The following is a 17,341-nucleotide window of genomic DNA, read 5'->3' as shown; positions in this document are numbered from 1 at the left end:
TCCGTTGCCCCTATTCCGCCGGTGCGACGGCGCCAATTTTCGCCTCGCTAAGGTCTGGTTTGCGGATCGCCAGACGCAGCAGCGGCGGCACTGTCAGAAGCGTGAGGAAGGCCGACATTGACAGGCCACCAACAACAACTGCACCCAAACCACGGTAAAGCTCGGACCCTGCGCCGGGGAAGATGACCAAGGGCAACATCCCCATGATGCTGGTCAGCGTCGACATAAAGATCGGTCTGATCCGGTTGCGTGTGGCCTCTTCGATGGCGTCAACTGGCTCCATCCCTTCCTCGCGCAGATGGAAGAGCGTCTGATGCACGATCAGGATCGCGTTGTTCACAACGATGCCCACCAAGATCACGAAACCCAGCAGCGTCAGCATATCCATCGGCTGGGTCTGGTAGAGGTTCAGCACCGCGAGCCCCCCGACCCCGCCCGCCGCAGCCACCGGCACAGCAATCAGAATGACCAGCGGCAGGACAAAGCTCTCAAACAGCACTGCCATGACCAGAAAGACGATCACCAGCGCCACGATCAGGTTGATCTGGATCGCGTTCCAGGTCTGGCTGAGTTGATCGGCCGTGCCGGACACGCTCAGGCGGATATCGCCGGGGATGCCCTGCTCTTCCAGCACAGCAACGACCTGTTGTTCCAAAATCTCGACGGCCTGTTCCAAGGGCAGGTTATCGGCAGGGCGCACTTCGAGCGTGACCGTCCGCAGGCGTTCGCGGTGTCTGATCTCGGTCGGGCCTGCGGTGAGCATGACATCCGCCAAGGCCGATACCGGCACGATCTGGCCGCCCGGCGTGACAACAGGATAGTTGCCCACATCTTGCGTACGGGCCGCGTCACTTATCGTCGGGTCCCCTTTCAGCACCAGATCAACACGTTCTGAGCCCACCGTAATCTGCGCCACGCGCAACCCGTCGTTAAAGGCATCAACCGTGGCCGCCAGCCCGGAACTGTCCAAACCGGCATCTGCAAGGCGCAGGCGATCAGGGATCAATCGGACTTCTGGCGCGCCCAGCTCAAGCCCCGGGATAGGCCGGAACTGATGCCCTTCCGCACGCGGCAGAACACCAGAAACGATCCCTGCCGCACGTCCCGCCACAGCCAAGATTTCGTTCAGGTCCTGACCCGAGATATTGAGTTCAATCGCGCGGCCGCCACCCACGCCGCGCCCGAAAAGGGATGGTTGGGTCATAAAACCGAAGGTGCCGGGTTCGGCAAAAATCGGGCGGCTGAGGATCGGGATCAACTCGCCTGCGCGCTGGCTATCAACCGCTGCGGCACCGACGAAAGAATTGCCCGGTGTGGCCACGAAAAAGAAACTGTCGATAGCGGGCACGCCATCTGCGGTTTGCGTTTCGGGGGCCACTTCCCACAAAGGCTGGGCCACGTCTTCGATACGCTGCGCAATGGTTTCAGTGGTTTCAAGGTTATAGCCAGGGGGCGGAATGATCAGGCCGAAGACCAGATTGCGGTTGCCTTCGGGCAGATATTCCAGACGCGGCAGAAAGGCCCAGCTGGCCACCGCAGCACCGCCGGCAATCAGGGTCACCATGATGATCCCGATTGTACGGATGCGGACCGTCATCCGCACATAGGCCATGACCAGATTACGGAACCCCCGCCCCAAGTGGTCGATCCCCCAAAGCGGGACCATCTTTTGATCATCACGGCGCAGCAAACGGCTGGCCAGTGCGGGGATCACAGTAACGGCAACCACCAGCGACAACAGCACAGAGACCGAAATCGCCACCGCGATATCGCGGAAGAGTTGCCCTGCCTCAAGCTGCATCACCAGAATTGGCACAAAGACCAGAACGGTCGTCAGCGCCGACACGAGGATCGCGCCCCAGACCTGTTTGGCCCCCAGATAAGCCGCCTCGCGCCGTGAATACCCGGCCTCGCGCAGGCGGTAGATATTTTCCAGAACCACAATCGCGGCGTCCACGATCATGCCCACCGCAAAGGCGATGCCCGCCAGCGAGATAACGTTCAACGTGCGTCCTGTCGCGGCCATGACAACAAAAGTGGCAACAATCGACACTGGAATCGACAGTGAGATGATCACAACCGCCCGCGGCGAACGCAAAAACAACATCAGGATCAATGCCGCCAGCGCACCACCGATATAGATATTCGTGGTCACAAGATCGATCGCACCTTCAATATAGATCGTCTCGTCATAGACCTGTTGCAGGATCAGGCCTTGGTCGGTCATCGGTCCGGCCTGCAGTTCGTCCAGCACGACGCGCAGCTCTTCCATAACGGTGATCACATTGGCACCGGATTCGCGGACCACATTGAAGGCGAGGCTGGGTTCACCCTTGAACCGCAGCCGCGCGGTTGGTTCCTGATAGGCGAAGGCCACGTCTGCCACATCACTGACACGCACCCGCCCGATGCCACCGCTTGCTGCATCCGAACGCAGCACAACATTGCGGATCGCATCCTCGGTGTTCAGATTGCTTTCCGTGCGCACGATATAGCGCCGCTTGCCTTCATCCACATCCCCTGCAGAGATTGAGATATTCTCGGCGCGCAGCCGCTGCACCACCTCCGGGACTGTCAGGCCAAAGCGCGACAGGCGTTGCGGGTCCACCACCACCTGCAATTCGCGCGTCACCCCGCCAAAGACGTTCACAGCGGCGACACCGGGGATCCGCTCGACACGGTCCTTGACGATGTCTTCGATGAAATCACCAAAGTTCGGCATGGGTTGCGTATTGCCTTCGGCGGCCGTGATCAGCACCCATGCGATAGGGCTGTCGTCGGCGCCAGAGGTGTTCAGCGTCGGCTCATTCGCTTCCGCCGGATAGCCACCCACGCGGTCAAGGCGGTTGGAGACCAGCAAGAGCGACTGGCTCATGTCCGTCCCGATCGCAAATTCAAGCGTAACCTCGGCCTGCCCCGTCCGCGAGCGGGACGTCATGATCTCAAGCCCGTCGAGGCCACGCAGCGTTTCTTCCTGCGGGTTCACAATCTCGCGTTCGATTTCAGAGGGGGCGGCGCCGGGCCAGTTGGTCGAGATCACAACGATTGGTTTGCGCACATCGGGTGCGAGCTGGATCGGAATTTGGGTGAGGGCCAGCGCACCAAAAAGAACGGCCATCAGAACAGCCGCAATGACCGCGACAGGGCGTTCAATGGAATACCGGATGATATCCATCAATTCGTCTCCAACAAATTGGCGGCAATGGCCTGCCCCGGACGCAGCCGTTCATTCCCGCGGACAACCACCAGATCACCCTCAACAAGACCATCAACCACTTCATAACGGTCGCCCAAAGGTACACCCAAGGTCACATTGCGCGGCTGCGCCTGGTCCTCGGCGGCGACAAAGACGGTCCAGCCGCCTGCCCCTTGCACAAGCGCGTCTTTTGGCACGGAGAGCACATCACGCGCGGCCCCAACTGGGATATCCACGGTCAAACTCTGCCCGACAGCGGCGTTGCCTTCGGCCGACAGTGATGGCGCTGCAAAAAGCACGGCGCGGGTGCGCGTCGAAGGGTCCTCGACAGGCAGAATGGCGCGCAGTTCCAGCATCAGCTCGGCACCGGTTTCGGTCTTGGCGGTCACCATCTGCCCGGGGGACAGAAAATTAGTGTACCGCGATGGCACGCTGGCCTGCACTTCAAAGGCGTCGGTATCCAAAAGACGCACCAGCGGCGTGCCTGCCTGAATAAAGGCACCGGGGATCGTGTTCACTTCGAGGACAACACCTGAAAAAGGCGCTGTTATTCGGCTCTGCTCAAGCTGATAGCGGGTTTCGGCAAGGCGTGACTCGGCGCTTTTCTCACGGGCTTGTGCTTCAAAAAACTGGGCCTCCGCTTCGAGAAAATCGGCCTGTGCATCGTCAAACCGCCCTTGGCTAAAGGATGACCCGCCGCGCAACGCCTCGATCCGGTCGAGGGCGATCCGGGCCCGATCAACACGCGCACGGGCGGTATCAATGCCTGCGGCGGCTTCAGCCAGTTGCGCCTCGGACTGGGCTACCTGAATTGTCAGCAGATCATCGTTCAATTCGACCAAAAGATCACCGGTTGTCACGCGCGTGCCTGCGAGAACGGCTACCATGTCGACATTGCCGGCAACGCGGCCCGCGACATTGCCGTCACGTGCAGTTGTCACCTCGGCGAAGACAGGGACAGTCTCGGCCAATGCGCGCGTTTCAACAGATTGCACACCAACTGCCGCAGGTCCCCCCTGCGCCTGCAAAATCGAAGCAGTCGTCGTCAGGACAATCACAAAAACAGGTAGCAAACGCATTGGTGTTCTCCGATGAACGCTTGACCTAAAGTAGCGTGACGGCCGTGAAGTCAACGATTGGGCGGGTTGACCGCGCCAAACACGCCCTTTCTGGCGCATCTGCTGAAAAAGTAAGCAAAGCCAACCTGCAAACGCGCGCTTGTCATCACAAGATCAAGCGCAGATGGTGCCACAAAAGACCAATGCGAAGGAGCGAACAACATGCCAAAGGGCTATATTATCGGCCATGTCACTGTGACAAACCCAGAAGCCTATCAGGCCTATATCACACAGAACACGCCCATCATTCAGGGCTATGGCGGGCGACCCTTGGTGCGCGGGGGCCAGTCCGAGCATCCCGAAGGTCCGGAATACAGCCGCCATGTTGTTTTCGAGTTTCCAGATTACGCGTCAGCCAAGGCGGCCTATCATGATCCCGCCTATCAAGAGGTGGCGCAGATCCGGCGCGACAATGCCACCAGTATGATCGTCGTGGTCGAAGGCGTCTAGGGCAGGACCGCCAGCCACACCCAGACCGTCAGGATCGACAGGGCCGTGCCCATCAAAACAGCCGACGCCGCTACGCGCTTGGCCTTGCCGTACATATTGGCAAAGACATAGGCATTGATCCCCGGCGCCATGGCTGCCGTCACTGTTGCCGACCGCAAGGCCGCATCAGAGAGATCATTTGCGCGGACAAGCCCCCATGCGATCAAAGGATGCAGGACAAGCGAGACCGCCACAACAAACAGGATGGTACGCATGTCACCTTCCGGCCGGTAGCGATACAGCACACCGCCCAGACCGAAAAGTGCTGCTGGCAGGGCCGCGCGGATCATCAGATCAATCGCGTCCGTCAGCACCGAAGGCAAGGGAATGCCGCTCAGATTTACGATAAAGCCCAGCGTAATGCCGATGATGAGCGCATTGTGGAACATCGCATTGAGCACTTTGCCCGGCAAGGCCGCAACAGAGCCGCCGCGATTGCGTGCGATCTCCATCGCGGTAATGCCCACCATATAACAAAACGGCGAATGGATCGCGATGATGGCATAGTTCGCCTCGAGTGCTGAGACACCGTAGGCGCGTTCAGTGATGGGCAGTCCCAACAGAAGCGAGTTTGAAAACAGGCAACAAAACCCGATGACAACGCTGTCTTCCCAATCGCGCCCGAAAATGTAGCGCGCGCCCAGCAATCCCGTGACAAAACCGGCAAATGCGCCGGCGTAGAAGCTTGCAAGAAGCGCCAGATCAAAGTTCTGTTGGAGGTCAAGTGTCGAGATGGCGCGGAACAACAGGCAGGGTATCGCGAAGCCTTGGGTGAACTTCATTAACCCTTCGACACTGCTATCGCTGAAATAGCCTTTCCAGACAGCAACATAGCCAAAGCCGATGACCAGAAATACCGGCAGGATGACGTTGATCAGCGCGGCCATGTCGGATCCTTCGGCTTAGGGGACAGCAATGGTGATTGTCATGCCGTCATAAGCAGGGCTGACATGTTCCGGTGTCTCTGCGGCGACTGTTTCATAATCCAGATCGTTGTGCATATTCGTCAGGATCGCCTGTTTGGGGGCCACGCGCGCGATCCATTCGAGCGTATTGGCCAGATGCGAATGGGTCGGGTGCGGTTCACGGCGCAGCGCATCAACGATCCAGTAATCCAACCCCTCCAACACCGGCCAGACGTCATCGGGAATGGATGAGACATCGGGCAGATAGGCCACATCGGCAATGCGGAACCCCAGCGCCTCGATGGAGCCGTGTTGCACCGCGAAGGGGCGCAGCACGATATCGCCCCCTGCCCCGCTGATCGTGATATCGCCGTCAATCGTGTTCAGTTCGCAAATGGGCGGATAGGATGATCCTTTGGGCTGCACAAAGGCATAGCCGAAACGCCCCAGCAGGTCGTTGGTCGTATCGCCGTCGGCCCAGACTTGCAGTCGCTCGCGTTTGTTGAAAACAATCATGCGCAGGTCATCAATCCCGTGCACATGATCGGCGTGACCATGGGTATAGACGACAGCATCCAACAGGCCCACGTCAGCGTCGAGCAACTGGCTGCGCATGTCCGGCGTTGTGTCAATCAGGACGCGGGTCTGTCCGTGGGCACCGGTGCGGGTGACAAGCACGGAACACCGTCTCCGGGCGTTCTTGGGGTTGGTGGGATCACAGGCCCCCCACAGCCCGCCAAGACGTGGCACGCCGCCGGATGATCCACAGCCCAGTATGCGAAAGCTGATCTGGTCACTCATGCGGCGGCTTTCCAGAACAGGCGATCGAAATTTGCCGTCGTCTGCCTGGCAAAGTCCTCATAAGACAGACCGAAGACCTCGGCCCCGACCCGCGCGGTATGGGCCGTGTAGGCGGGCTCATTCCGTCTGCCCCGATGGGGCGGAGGTGCAAGATAGGGGCTGTCGGTTTCGACCAAAATGCGGTCGATGGGGGCCGCACCGAAGATATCGCGCAGGTCCTGACTTTTGGGAAAGGCCGCGATGCCGGACATGGACAGATAGAAACCCATCTCTAAAGCCGCCTCTGCCAAGGCCGCGCTGCTGGAAAAACAATGCATCACGCAAGTATAGGCGCCGTTGGCATATTCTTCTTTCAGAATACGCGCCATGTCGTCATCTGCGGCGCGGGCATGGATGATCAGGGGTAGCTTGGTTTCACGGGCCGCCGCGATATGGACCCGCAAGGATTTCTGCTGAATAGCGGCGCTTTCGGCAGTGTAGTGATAATCAAGGCCCGTTTCACCAATCCCCACGAATTTCGGGTGCGCAGCCAGAGTGATCAGCTCATCGACTGTTGCGAGCGGTTCGTCGGCGGCGCTCATTGGATGCGTACCTGCGGCATAGAAAACAGGGGCGTAAGTCTCGGCAATCGCCCGCACCTGCGGTTCCAGACGAAGCCGCGTGCAGATCGTGACCATCCGCGACACACCCGCCTCCAAAGCACGCGCAACGACCTGATCCCGCTCGGCATCAAAATCCGCGAAATCAAGGTGGCAGTGGCTGTCAACGATGGTGGCGTGGGTCATTATGGGGCCTTCAAAGGAGGACTGTCGCTTGCGCCGTCTCTTCTATTTTGAAAATCATATCAAGGATCAGCGCTGCAGGGTCAAGGTTCACAGCGCGTCCGTGGCGTGACCGGTCCGTCAGATCCTGCTGCAATTGCGCCCAGCGGCGCGCCGCGCGGTCATCCGGGGCCAGACGCGCCAGCAGCCGCGCTTCACCCGGGGCCCCTTGTGCGGACGGTTCGCCCATCAGGCCCGCGCGTGCGGTGCGCGACAAAAAGAGATCGATCAGATCAAGCGTCATCCCAAAACGTACCTCGCCCGCTTTGCCGACACAGGCATCCGCAAGGCGCAAGGCGGCGGGGCGATCCATGCGCGGCAGACGGTCAAGCATCTTGATCAGTTCGGCATAGAGCGCAAGCCCGTCGTGGTTCAACAACCGGATCGCATCACCCGCAGAGCCGCCTGCAAGGGTGGCAAGGCTCTCGGATTGTTCGGACGGGTGCCCCGCCTGCGCCAGCGCGCTTTGCAAATCAGCGGCGTTCAGACGCGCACAACGCAGTTCGCGACAGCGCGAGCGGATCGTCGGCAAAAGTCTTGACGGCTGGTGTGCGACCAGAAGGATGGTGCAATTCGCGGGGGGCTCTTCCAGCTCTTTCAGGATCGCGTTGGCGGCATTCCGGTTCAATTCATCTGCGGCATCGACGATGACCACACGCCGCCCACCATCGGCGGAGGACATCTGGAAAAACGTCTTGAGGCTGCGCACCGCATCGACGGTGATTTCGGTTTTCAGCTTTTTGGTTTTATCGTCCCACGGGCGGCGGATGAGCGACAGGCGCGGATGGGCGCCGGACTGGATCAGGCGGGCATCGGGGTGGTCAGGATCGACAGCGAGCGTGGGATCGCCAAAAAGCCCACCCTCCGGATTGGCCAGCAGGAAGGTTGCAATCTTCCATGCGAGCGTGGCTTTGCCCACACCGCGCGGGCCAGTGATCAGCCAACCCGAATGCAGCCGCCCTGCCCCGAAAGCATCCAGAAAATCCGCCTGCGCCTTGTCCTGACCGAACAGCACCTGTGTTTCACGCGGATGCGGTGCGCCGGCAATGCGGTCCGGTTCTGGGATATCTTCGTCGCTCATGCGTAGGCCGCGATTTCGCTGGCGATCTGGTCCGCTGTGCGGTTACCGTCGATCAACACGCAGCGGTCGGGATTGGCATGGGCCAAGGCCAGAAACCCGTGGCGCAGCGTTTCCTGAAAGCCCAGACCAAAGTCTTCAAACCGGTCCTCGCCGGACTTGCGGGCCAGACCACGTTGCAGCGCTGTTTCGGGGTCCATATCAATGATGAAGGTCAGGTCGGGTTCGCGACCGATCATCAGGCTATGCAAACTGTCTACGATCCCGCGCAAATCGCCGCGGGTGGCCCCCTGATAGACGCGGGTACTATCGGCAAAGCGATCCGAGATCACGGTCTTGCCGTCTGCCAGTGCGGGTTGGATCGTCCTTTCCAGATGATCGCGACGGGCGGCCGTAAATAACAGAATTTCGGTCTCGGGCGACCAGCGGTCCGTATCACCGGTCAGCAAAAGCGCGCGAATTTCCTCGGCACCGGGGCTTCCGCCCGGTTCTCGGGTCAGGATAACATCTTCGCCCTTCGCGCGCAGATGGTCTGCAAAACGGCGGGATTGTGTGGATTTGCCAGAGCCGTCAATGCCCTCGAAGGTAATAAAGCGGGGCTTGCTCATGCCTCTTCCGGCACCTCGCCCGCGTTTGCCGGACCATATTTCTGCCAAAGCACCAGCGCCGCCGTCCGCAGGCGTGTGGCAAACCCGCCCCTTGCAACATCCTCTTCGGCGACCAGAGGAATGCGCTTCTCGGGCAGGTCGTCAAACGTAATGACCAGTTCGCCCAGTTGCTGGCCCGCTGTGATCGGCGCCTCGATCGGGCCATCATAGACCACCTCTGCGTCAATATCGCCCTGATTGAGAACCGGCACCAAAAGGGAAAGGTCCTCGGCCACTGTCAGACCGACCGTCGGCATGGCACCCATCCACACGTCTGCCGTCGCAATGCGCGTCCCCGCTTCTGCCACGTCCTTTTCGGCAAACTGGCGGAAGGCCCAGTTAATGATCCTGACAAATTCCTCGGCCCGTGCTTCGCGGCTATCAAGGCCGGTAATCACCCAGATGATGCGACGGTCATCCTGTTTGGCAGAGCCCACGAGACCGAAGCCGGCCTCCATCGTGTGACCGGTTTTCAGGCCATCCGCCCCTAGCCCCATCGCCAGAACGGGGTTGCGGTTGGCCGAATTGGACGGAACGCGGCCATCAAAGGGAAAATCGGTTTCGGCGAAAAGCGGATAGAACGTGGGGAAATCCGTGATCAGACGGTCTGCCAGAATACCGAGGTCTTCCATCGACATCCGGTGACCGGCAGCGGGCCATCCGCTCGAATTGACGAAGGTTGAATTCATCATGCCCATCTGGCGCGCGCGTTCAGTCATCATGCGCGCAAAACCGGCCTCGGACCCGTCAGGCGAAAGCGCCTCTGCGAGCACAACGCTGGCGTCATTGCCCGAGACAACGATCACACCGCGCAACAGATCTTCGACGCGCACACGGTCGGTCGTGTCAAGAAACATGGACGAGCCACCAAAACTTGCCGCATGGGACGACACAGGCAGTTCTTCGTTGATGTCCAGACGACCATCCGCCACGGCCTCGAACGCCATGTAGATCGTCATCAGCTTGGACATCGAGGCCGGCGGCAAAGGTGTCTCGGCATTCTTGGACAGCAACACGGTGCCGGTCGACTGGTCATAGATATAGGCGGCTGTCGCACTTGTCTCAAAGGCAAGCGCCCCACCCGGCGTGAACAGGCAAGTGGCAATGACGGCAAAGTGGCGCAAGAAACCAAAACGCATGAGGACAGGTTCTCCTTTTTCGAAGGGTTTTTACTCTGTGGCTTCGATCACAAAGGCATCAACAAAACCCAATTCTTTCAGCCGGGTCACATCGGCAGCATCGGTCAGCGGCCCCGCGATCACACGCCACACGGTGCGCCCGCCAAGCTCTTCGGGGCTCACTGTTGCTTCAATCCCGGCCTCGGCAATCGTGGCGACGGCATTATTGGCATTGCGCTCCACGCTGAACACGCCGATCTGCGCCCGCGATCCCGCAGGCAATGGTGCGGGGGCTGCAAGCACGGAAGACACATCAATCGGCGCGCTAGGGGTGGCAACATCAGCAGCCACGGAGGCCGTGGCCGCAGCCGTTTCCTCTGCGGCGGCCGTGGCAGCTTCAACAGCAGCTGGCAAAACGACCGCAGCGGTGGCCGCAGCAGCTTCACCTGCCCCGCTCTCTTCCGCATCCTCCAAAGGTGTGGCTTCAACAGCGACAGGGGATGCAAGGCTCGCAACGACGGGGTTCTCTTCTGCGGGGGGCACCTCAACCTCTTGGCGGCGCAGCACAACGACCTCAAGCCGCGTCGGTGCACCGGGCAGCATACCCAGCGCATCAGCGGCATCCGAGGACACCTGCAACAGCGGACCAGGATTGTCGCGCTCACGGCGGAACAGCGCACCGATTACCTCCTGGCCGCCTTCGGTGTTGCGGATCACAACACGCTCGGGGTCAGTCACCTCGGGGTGGGCAACCCAGACACCGCCCAATGACGGGCGGCCGTCCCACAATCCGTCGCTGTTGATCGCGAAAATATCGGGGCGTTCGATATCGACATCACGTTGCATGCGCTGGCCAAGCGCATTGGCTGGCAAAGGTCCAGCGGCAGCCTGGGAAGCGTTACTGGTGCTTGGAAAGGCGAATTCTCCGTTCTCGTCGCAAGCGGTCAAACCGATCGTCGCGGCCACTGCCAGCGAAACCGGCCATTTTCTCGCGTTCAAAAACACAAAGCCTGTCATCATTTGCCCCTCTGTTGCACCTGCTCTGCGGCAGGTATCAGCTGTTTTCAGCCATCTTTGTTGCTGCTCTATGCCCTTTTGATGGACATGATCGCACGGCGCAAAACGCGCGCCCCTTCGTACACCGCGAAATGATAGCCTTCGTTGAAACGTTTTGAAAGGCTCTCGCTTATTTTGTCGGCGGAATTCCCCAAAGTGTGAACGTGCTTTTCGAATCAGAAACGACCCGCTAACAGGGCCGTGTCGGAGGAGTGGCAGAGTGGTTGAATGCACCGGTCTTGAAAACCGACGTAGGTGAAAGTCTACCGTGGGTTCGAATCCCACCTCCTCCGCCATGACAGCCCGAGCGGCTTTTATGCGCACAAATGCCTCCCGCATCTCCAAATTGCAGTGCAGGTTCAAGGGCTTGACCTTCAAGTGGCCTATCGCACCCTTGAGGTAACAAAGCGGCATCACCTTTGAGGGTCCATGCTGGCGCGCCCAGCATAGACAAAACACGCATATTTTGAGCCGCTGGCGTTCCGGGCTCAGATTTGACCTTTTCACCGATCCAGTGCACTGTGTTTTTGTTTAATATTTGGTAGTTTAATGAGTATCCTACGTCATGCCCTTTGGGCCTCGGTTCTGGCTTTGTCATCGGGGTCTGTCGCGACAGCACAAAGCTTTGACAGGGCCATGATGGCCTTTGACGAAGGCGATTATCAGGTTGCACTCGAAGAATTGCTTCCCCTCGCGCAAGGCGGCGATGTGCTCGCGCTCTATAACGTCGGTATGACTTATGAGGATGGCTTCGGAGACTATGCCGAAGCTGCGAAATGGTACCGGCTTGCCGCCAAGCAGGGTGATGCTGCAGCGCAGACCAATCTGGGCTACATGTACGACAACGGCCAAGGCGTGCCCCAGGACGATGCGCAGGCTGTGCGGTGGTACCGCAAGGCCGCCGAACAGGGAAATATAACGGCGCAATTCAACCTTGGTGTGATGTATCGCAACGGTGAAGGTGTGCCGCAGGACTTGTCGCAGGCGCTCCAATGGTACGCCATGGCGGCCAAACAAGGCGATCCCTTTGCCCAATCCACGCTTGGCGTCATGCACAGAAATGGCGAAGGCGTCCCGCAAGATGACGTTAAAGCCTATATGTGGTACGCTATTGGCGATGTGAACGGGTTCGAGGGCGGCGATATCCTTCGGGCGTCGGTCGCTCAGGACATGTCAGTCGAAGACGTTTCAGTTGCGCAGCTTATGGCGCATAAATGCCTGAGCAGCGGGTATGCCGACTGCGACTGGTAGTGCGGCGCCAGACATCAACCTAACGATTTCGTGCTAGTTTCTGCCGACATGCGTCACTGCATGTCTTGGCGTCCGCACGTGCAGAGACCGGCAGTTGCGATCCGCAGGCAACGCAGCGCCGTATGTGCTGCTTGCGTTTGGTTTCCCGCTCTACCCTGATTTTAGTCCGGCGCACGGCTTGCCGCTGACTATCGGTGAGCGGGGCACCCCCGTTTTCGCGCCGGAAATCCTCTTTCAGCTCACTGGCTGCCTCTTCTCCGCTCTTTTCTTTCACAGTCGTTTCCTTCAGCGCCGAAAGCACTTTGGTCAACTTTGTAAAGACAGGGTCGGGTTTGACAGCCATGGGCGTAGTCTAGCGATGGTTACCGCAACCGACAAGCGAGACGATTCAATGCTATTTCGTGACAATTAAACGTGACGTATTCACGCTTTTTCGTGACGCATATACGTTACGGTGACTTGAAAAAGGCACGTGCATCTTAGGCGACTTTGTTCGTGGGTGTGATTCCGGAAATGGCTTGGATCAGGTTGTCTTCTGTCACTTCTTCGCTGGTGAAGGTCCGCATCACCTTGCCGCTGTACATCGCGACAATCCGGTCACTGACGTGCAGCACCTCGGGCATTTCCGAGCTGATGACAATAACAGCATAGCCTTGTGCGGCAAGCTCACGGATCAGGTTGTGAATTTCGGACTTCGAGCCCACGTCGATGCCGCGTGTCGGTTCATCCACAATCAGCACGTTGGGGTGCATCGACAGCCACTTGCCAATCACGATCTTTTGCTGGTTACCGCCTGACAGATTGCCCACGGTCTGTTTCCAGCCGGGTGTGCGAATGTCCAACTTATCGCGGTATTGATCGAAAATCGCGATCTCGGCACCTTCTGCCACAAAGGGGCCTGCCGTTAGATCACTGACCTGCGGCAATGTCATGTTGTCACGACAATTCATACCCAGCACGAGGCCCTGCCCCTTGCGGTCTTCGGGCACAAGCGAGATCCCCATCGCGATGGCATCGGCGGGCGAGTTGATCTTGATCTCGTTTCCATCGAGGTGAATGGTGCCCCCGCTGGGGTTGCGCAGGCCAAAGAGCGTTTCGGCGATCTCTGTGCGTCCCGCACCCACCAGCCCGTAGAAGCCCAGCACCTCGCCGCGGCGCACCTGAAAGCTTACGTTTTCAAAGAGTTTGCCGCAGGACAGATCGCGCACTTCGAGTGCTATGTCGCCCAACTCATGGGTGACGGCGGCACGGCTGAGGTCAAGCTTGCGCCCGATCATCATCTGCGTGACACCTTCCTCATTGGTTTCGGCAGTGACGACCGTGCCCTGGTATTGCCCGTCGCGCAGCACCGAAATCCGGTCGGTAATCTTGAAGATCTCTTCCATGCGGTGCGAGATATAGATGATCCCCACGCCTTGCGATTTCAGATCGGCGATGACGTCGAAGAGGACGACTTTTTCGGCGTCGGTCAGGGACGCGGTCGGTTCGTCAAAGATCACTGCCTTGGCATCCACGGTCAATGCGCGGGCAATTTCGACCATCTGCTGGTTGGCAATAGACAGGTCGCCAACACGCGTTTTGGCGTTAAAGCCGACTTTCAGCTTTTCAAGGATCGCATCGGTTTGCGCATAAAGCTTGGCCCAGTCCACACGGCCAAATGATTTCAGCGGCAATTCACCAAGATAGATATTCTCGGCCACACTCAGTTCTTCGGCAAGGCTCAGTTCCTGATGGATAAACACAATCCCTTTGGATTTCGCTTGCAAGGGCGAGGTCATGACCGTTGGCTCTTCACCGACGATGATCTGGCCTTCGTTGGGCTGGTGGATCCCGCCCAGCACCTTCATCAAGGTCGATTTGCCCGCGCCATTTTCGCCCATCAGCGCGTGCACTTCGCCCGGCATGACCGCAAAGGACACACCATCAAGCGCGCGCACACCGGGAAAAGTCTTGACGATGCCCTCAAGCCGCAGTGCGGGGGTTTGGTCGGTCATGTCTTCAACTCCTCTTTGCCTTTGAGGTTCAACTGGCGGTCAAGAAACAGCACCGCGATCAGGATCAGGCCGATCACAAGGTTCACCGTTTCGGTATCCGCGCCGATGTGGCCCAAGCCTTTGCGCAACAACTGGATCGCCAGAACGCCGCCCAGCGTCCCGATGATGGACCCCGCCCCGCCGGTGAGCTTGGTGCCGCCAAGCACCACCGCGGTGATCACCCAAAGTTCGTAAAGCTGGCCGTCGTTGGGGTTGACCGAACCGGATTCCGAATAAAACACCACTGCCGACAGTGCGGCGAGAAAGCCGATGATCATGAAATTGATCATCATATGCGGCCCCACACGGATACCAGCGTTCACAGCCGCCTCGCGGTTATTGCCGATGGCATAGGCGTTGCGCCCGTGCACCGTGCGCGTCATCACGTACCAGATCACGAGGGTCACAGCCGCCAGAAACCATGTGGCCGTGTGCAGGCCGAGGAATTGCGCCTCGGCAAAGTCCACCAGTGTCCAGTTCAGTTCGGATGTGGGGTTTTCGCCGTTGTACATGAACACAAGCCCGCGAAAGCCCAGCATCGACCCCAAGGTCACGATGAAGGCATCAACGCCTGTCTTCCACACGATCAGCCCGTTGACAGCTCCAAGCACCACGCCGGTCAGAAGTGCCAGCGCCCAGGACACAGGGATCACCCAATCGCCCAGACCGGCAAAAATCGCCCACGACATGCTGTCGAGCAGGATCACCGCCGCCAGCGCAAAGATTGCACCCACGCTCAGGTCGATGTTGCCGTTGATCATGATGATCGTCATGCCCATCGCGATAATCCCGATCGGCGCCGACTGCTTGAGCAGCAGCAGCATGTTATCAAGGTCCATGAACGCCTTGTCCGAAAGGGACAGGAATTCACCTGCGACGCTGAAGAAAATCAGTTCAAGCACCACAAAGGCCCAGATCGCGCCAGTCTTGATGAACGGTGTCATTTTTCCCGCCTGCATATCCCCGCCCCCTAAGCGATGTTCGACCAGAGCTTGCCGCGCTTGGCCGCGATATCGAGCCAGACAGCAAGGATGATGATGATCCAGGTCACAACAAACTGGACGTAGAATTGCAGACCGACCAAAAGCAGTCCGTTCTGGATAAATCCGAGGATCAGCACGCCGATGACGGTTTTGAAGATCGTCCCCGACCCGCCCAGAAGCGACGCACCACCAAGAATGACCGCCGCCAGGACCTCAAGTTCAAGCCCCTGCCCCACGGTGTTCTGCGAGCCCAAGGACCGGCTGGCCTGAATAAGGCCAGCGGTGGCAACGCACCCCGCCGACATCAGGTAGCAAAGAAATACAGTGCGCGCGCGCTTGATGCCCGAGAATGTCGCCGCCGTGCCATTGCCGCCAACGGCGTAGACCTTGCGCCCGAATGGCGTCTTGGCGAGAATAATCCCGAGCAGCGCGGCAAGGGCAAGGAACATCAGGATCGGTACGGGAATACCCAGCGCCGTGCCTTGCCCGAAGACATCAAACCATGTGCCGTCCTTGTCGGCGATATCCATATTCTTGCCGCCCGAATAGGTCAGCGTCAGACCATGGATGGCCGATAACATGCCCAAGGTGACAATCAGCGAGTTCAGCTTGAGATACCCCACCAAGAAACCGATGAACGCACCCAGACATAAGGTCATGGCGAACATTGCAGGGATCGCCAGCGCCGGTCCGATCTTGTCGTGCAAATCCAGCACCACAATGGTCGAGAACGACATCATGGAGCCCACTGACAGATCAAGATTGCCGCTGATCACGACAAAGGTGACCCCCAAGGCCATCACACCCAAAATCGCCGAAGACCGGATGACACCCATCACATTATCAGGGCTCAGGAACCGGCCGTTGGCCAAGGTAAAGCCGATGATAAAGAACGCAAATGCGATCAGAATACCCTGCCGCGCCAGTATCTTACCAATATCTTGTTTCGACAGTGTCGCCATTATTTCCTCCCTGACACCACTTGCGTGGTTTGCTGATCCATGACGGGATCAGACGAGTACCATGCCCCCATCGATCATCACGATCTGGCCGGTCATGTAGTCGCTATCCGGCGCTGCCAGATAGTTTGTTGTGCCGGTGATATCGGCGGGCGTGGCTACGCGACCGCGCAAAATCTCGGACGAGAATTCTTCCATCGCCTGACCGGGCCGTTCGGCAGCACCAATGTCCATCAGGTCTTTGTCGACCTGCTCCCACATCTCTGTGGCCACCACACCGGGCGCAAAGCCGTTCACCGTGATATTGTGTTTGGCAAGATCACGTGCGCCGGATTGCGTCAGCGAAACAACCGCAAATTTGCTCGCACAATAGGGTGCAACGTTATCAAACCCTTGCCTGCTGGCAATTGAGGCGGTGTTCACAATCTTGCCACCGGTGCCTTGGGCGATCATCTGATGGGCGGCTTCCTGCATGCCGATCATGCAACCCAACCCGTTGATCCCCATGATGAAATTCCAGTTCTCTTCTGTCACATCCAGAAAGTTCATCGGCTTGTTAACGCCGGCGTTGTTGAACATCACATCCAGCTTTCCGAATGTGGCAACGGTCTTGGCAATCATCTCCTTGACGGCAGCACGGTCGGTTACATCGACCTTTGCGTGCATCACTTTCGCACCCAGATCAGTGGCTGTGGCGCGGTTCAATTCAGCTATTTCTGCTGCTTTCTCTGCGTTAATATCTGCAAAGCATACATCGGCACCCTCTTGGACAAGCGCCTCGCCTATCGCGCGACCAATACCCTGCGCGGCACCGGTGACTATACAGGAACGACCGGAAATACGGGCCATCCTATCCCCCCTTTTTATTGATCTTCACGTGAGCGAA

16 protein-coding genes and 1 tRNA gene are annotated in these 17,341 nt (G+C 58.8%); 3 read left to right on the top strand and 14 right to left on the bottom strand.

The features are described 5' to 3' along the window. Nucleotides 1–10: 10 nt before the first annotated feature. Entirely contained in the window at nt 11–3,175 is a 3,165-nt protein-coding gene (locus tag SJY29_RS05045; protein WP_400087583.1) for an efflux RND transporter permease subunit, read from the bottom strand. Then, nucleotides 3,175–4,275 (bottom strand): efflux RND transporter periplasmic adaptor subunit, encoded by a 1,101-nt coding sequence (locus tag SJY29_RS05040; protein ID WP_400087580.1) that lies wholly within the window; start codon nt 4,273–4,275, stop codon nt 3,175–3,177. The genes SJY29_RS05045 and SJY29_RS05040 overlap by 1 nt, the downstream gene beginning before the upstream one ends. Before the next feature lie 201 nt (nt 4,276–4,476). Here SJY29_RS05040 and SJY29_RS05035 point away from each other — a divergent pair, with 201 nt between their 5' ends. Then, a complete protein-coding gene (locus SJY29_RS05035; RefSeq protein ID WP_400087577.1) occupies nt 4,477–4,764 on the top strand; it encodes a DUF1330 domain-containing protein in 288 nt (95 codons plus the stop codon). On the opposite strand, the gene SJY29_RS05030 is transcribed toward SJY29_RS05035, so the two are convergent. Genes SJY29_RS05030 through SJY29_RS05000 form a run of 7 tightly spaced genes read right to left on the bottom strand, consistent with a single transcriptional unit; the run spans nt 4,761 to nt 11,193 of the window. Further along, on the bottom strand, nt 4,761–5,690 hold the full coding sequence (locus SJY29_RS05030; RefSeq protein ID WP_400087575.1) for an AEC family transporter: 930 nt from the start codon (nt 5,688–5,690) through the stop codon (nt 4,761–4,763). The genes SJY29_RS05035 and SJY29_RS05030 overlap by 4 nt on opposite strands. Nucleotides 5,691–5,705: 15 nt before the next feature. Continuing rightward, on the bottom strand, nt 5,706–6,509 hold the full coding sequence (locus SJY29_RS05025; protein ID WP_400087572.1) for an MBL fold metallo-hydrolase: 804 nt from the start codon (nt 6,507–6,509) through the stop codon (nt 5,706–5,708). Then, nucleotides 6,506–7,294: a TatD family hydrolase gene (locus SJY29_RS05020; RefSeq protein ID WP_400087569.1), complete on the bottom strand. Its 789-nt coding sequence runs from the start codon at nt 7,292–7,294 to the stop codon at nt 6,506–6,508. Before SJY29_RS05020 ends, SJY29_RS05025 begins: the two co-directional genes overlap by 4 nt. A gap of 10 nt (nt 7,295–7,304) precedes the next feature. Continuing rightward, on the bottom strand, nt 7,305–8,411 hold the full coding sequence (locus SJY29_RS05015) for a DNA polymerase III subunit delta' (protein WP_400087566.1): 1,107 nt from the start codon (nt 8,409–8,411) through the stop codon (nt 7,305–7,307). Further along, nucleotides 8,408–9,016, bottom strand: a complete 609-nt coding sequence (gene tmk / locus SJY29_RS05010; protein WP_400087563.1) for a dTMP kinase — start codon at nt 9,014–9,016, stop codon at nt 8,408–8,410. The genes SJY29_RS05015 and tmk overlap by 4 nt, the downstream gene beginning before the upstream one ends. After that, complete coding sequence (locus SJY29_RS05005; protein ID WP_400087560.1) at nt 9,013–10,194, bottom strand: D-alanyl-D-alanine carboxypeptidase family protein; 1,182 nt, start codon at nt 10,192–10,194, stop codon at nt 9,013–9,015. Before SJY29_RS05005 ends, tmk begins: the two co-directional genes overlap by 4 nt. Before the next feature lie 30 nt (nt 10,195–10,224). Then, nucleotides 10,225–11,193, bottom strand: coding sequence for an SPOR domain-containing protein (locus SJY29_RS05000; protein ID WP_400087557.1), 969 nt, complete (start codon nt 11,191–11,193; stop codon nt 10,225–10,227). 242 nt (nt 11,194–11,435) lie between these two features. Here SJY29_RS05000 and SJY29_RS04995 point away from each other — a divergent pair. Together SJY29_RS04995 and SJY29_RS04990 are read left to right on the top strand one after the other, a co-directional pair. Next, a tRNA-Ser gene (locus SJY29_RS04995) sits at nt 11,436–11,525 on the top strand. Nucleotides 11,526–11,778: 253 nt separating this feature from the next. After that, nucleotides 11,779–12,480, top strand: coding sequence for a tetratricopeptide repeat protein (locus tag SJY29_RS04990; RefSeq protein ID WP_400087554.1), 702 nt, complete (start codon nt 11,779–11,781; stop codon nt 12,478–12,480). Between the two features lie 19 nt (nt 12,481–12,499). Here the strand turns inward: SJY29_RS04990 and SJY29_RS04985 are convergent, their stop codons facing one another. From SJY29_RS04985 to SJY29_RS04965, 5 genes are all read right to left on the bottom strand, one after another. Next, a complete protein-coding gene (locus SJY29_RS04985; RefSeq protein WP_400087551.1) occupies nt 12,500–12,823 on the bottom strand; it encodes a hypothetical protein in 324 nt (107 codons plus the stop codon). Between the two features lie 136 nt (nt 12,824–12,959). After that, nucleotides 12,960–14,474, bottom strand: a complete 1,515-nt coding sequence (locus SJY29_RS04980) for a sugar ABC transporter ATP-binding protein (RefSeq protein ID WP_110280445.1) — start codon at nt 14,472–14,474, stop codon at nt 12,960–12,962. Next, entirely contained in the window at nt 14,471–15,472 is a 1,002-nt protein-coding gene (locus tag SJY29_RS04975) for an ABC transporter permease (protein WP_327544513.1), read from the bottom strand. Before SJY29_RS04975 ends, SJY29_RS04980 begins: the two co-directional genes overlap by 4 nt. A gap of 11 nt (nt 15,473–15,483) precedes the next feature. Next, the gene (locus tag SJY29_RS04970; RefSeq protein ID WP_110280443.1) at nt 15,484–16,458 is read right to left on the bottom strand and encodes an ABC transporter permease; all 975 of its coding nucleotides are present in this window, start codon (nt 16,456–16,458) and stop codon (nt 15,484–15,486) included. Nucleotides 16,459–16,506: 48 nt separating this feature from the next. Continuing rightward, nucleotides 16,507–17,304, bottom strand: a complete 798-nt coding sequence (locus SJY29_RS04965) for an SDR family oxidoreductase (protein WP_400087547.1) — start codon at nt 17,302–17,304, stop codon at nt 16,507–16,509. Nucleotides 17,305–17,341 lie beyond the last annotated feature (37 nt).

Origin of the sequence: Yoonia sp. R78084 (assembly GCF_044595625.1) — a bacterium.
In the GTDB taxonomy this organism is placed as follows: Bacteria; Pseudomonadota; Alphaproteobacteria; order Rhodobacterales; family Rhodobacteraceae; genus Yoonia.
Note: the sequence above shows the minus strand (reverse complement) of the source record. Positions and strands in the feature narration are given on the sequence as shown.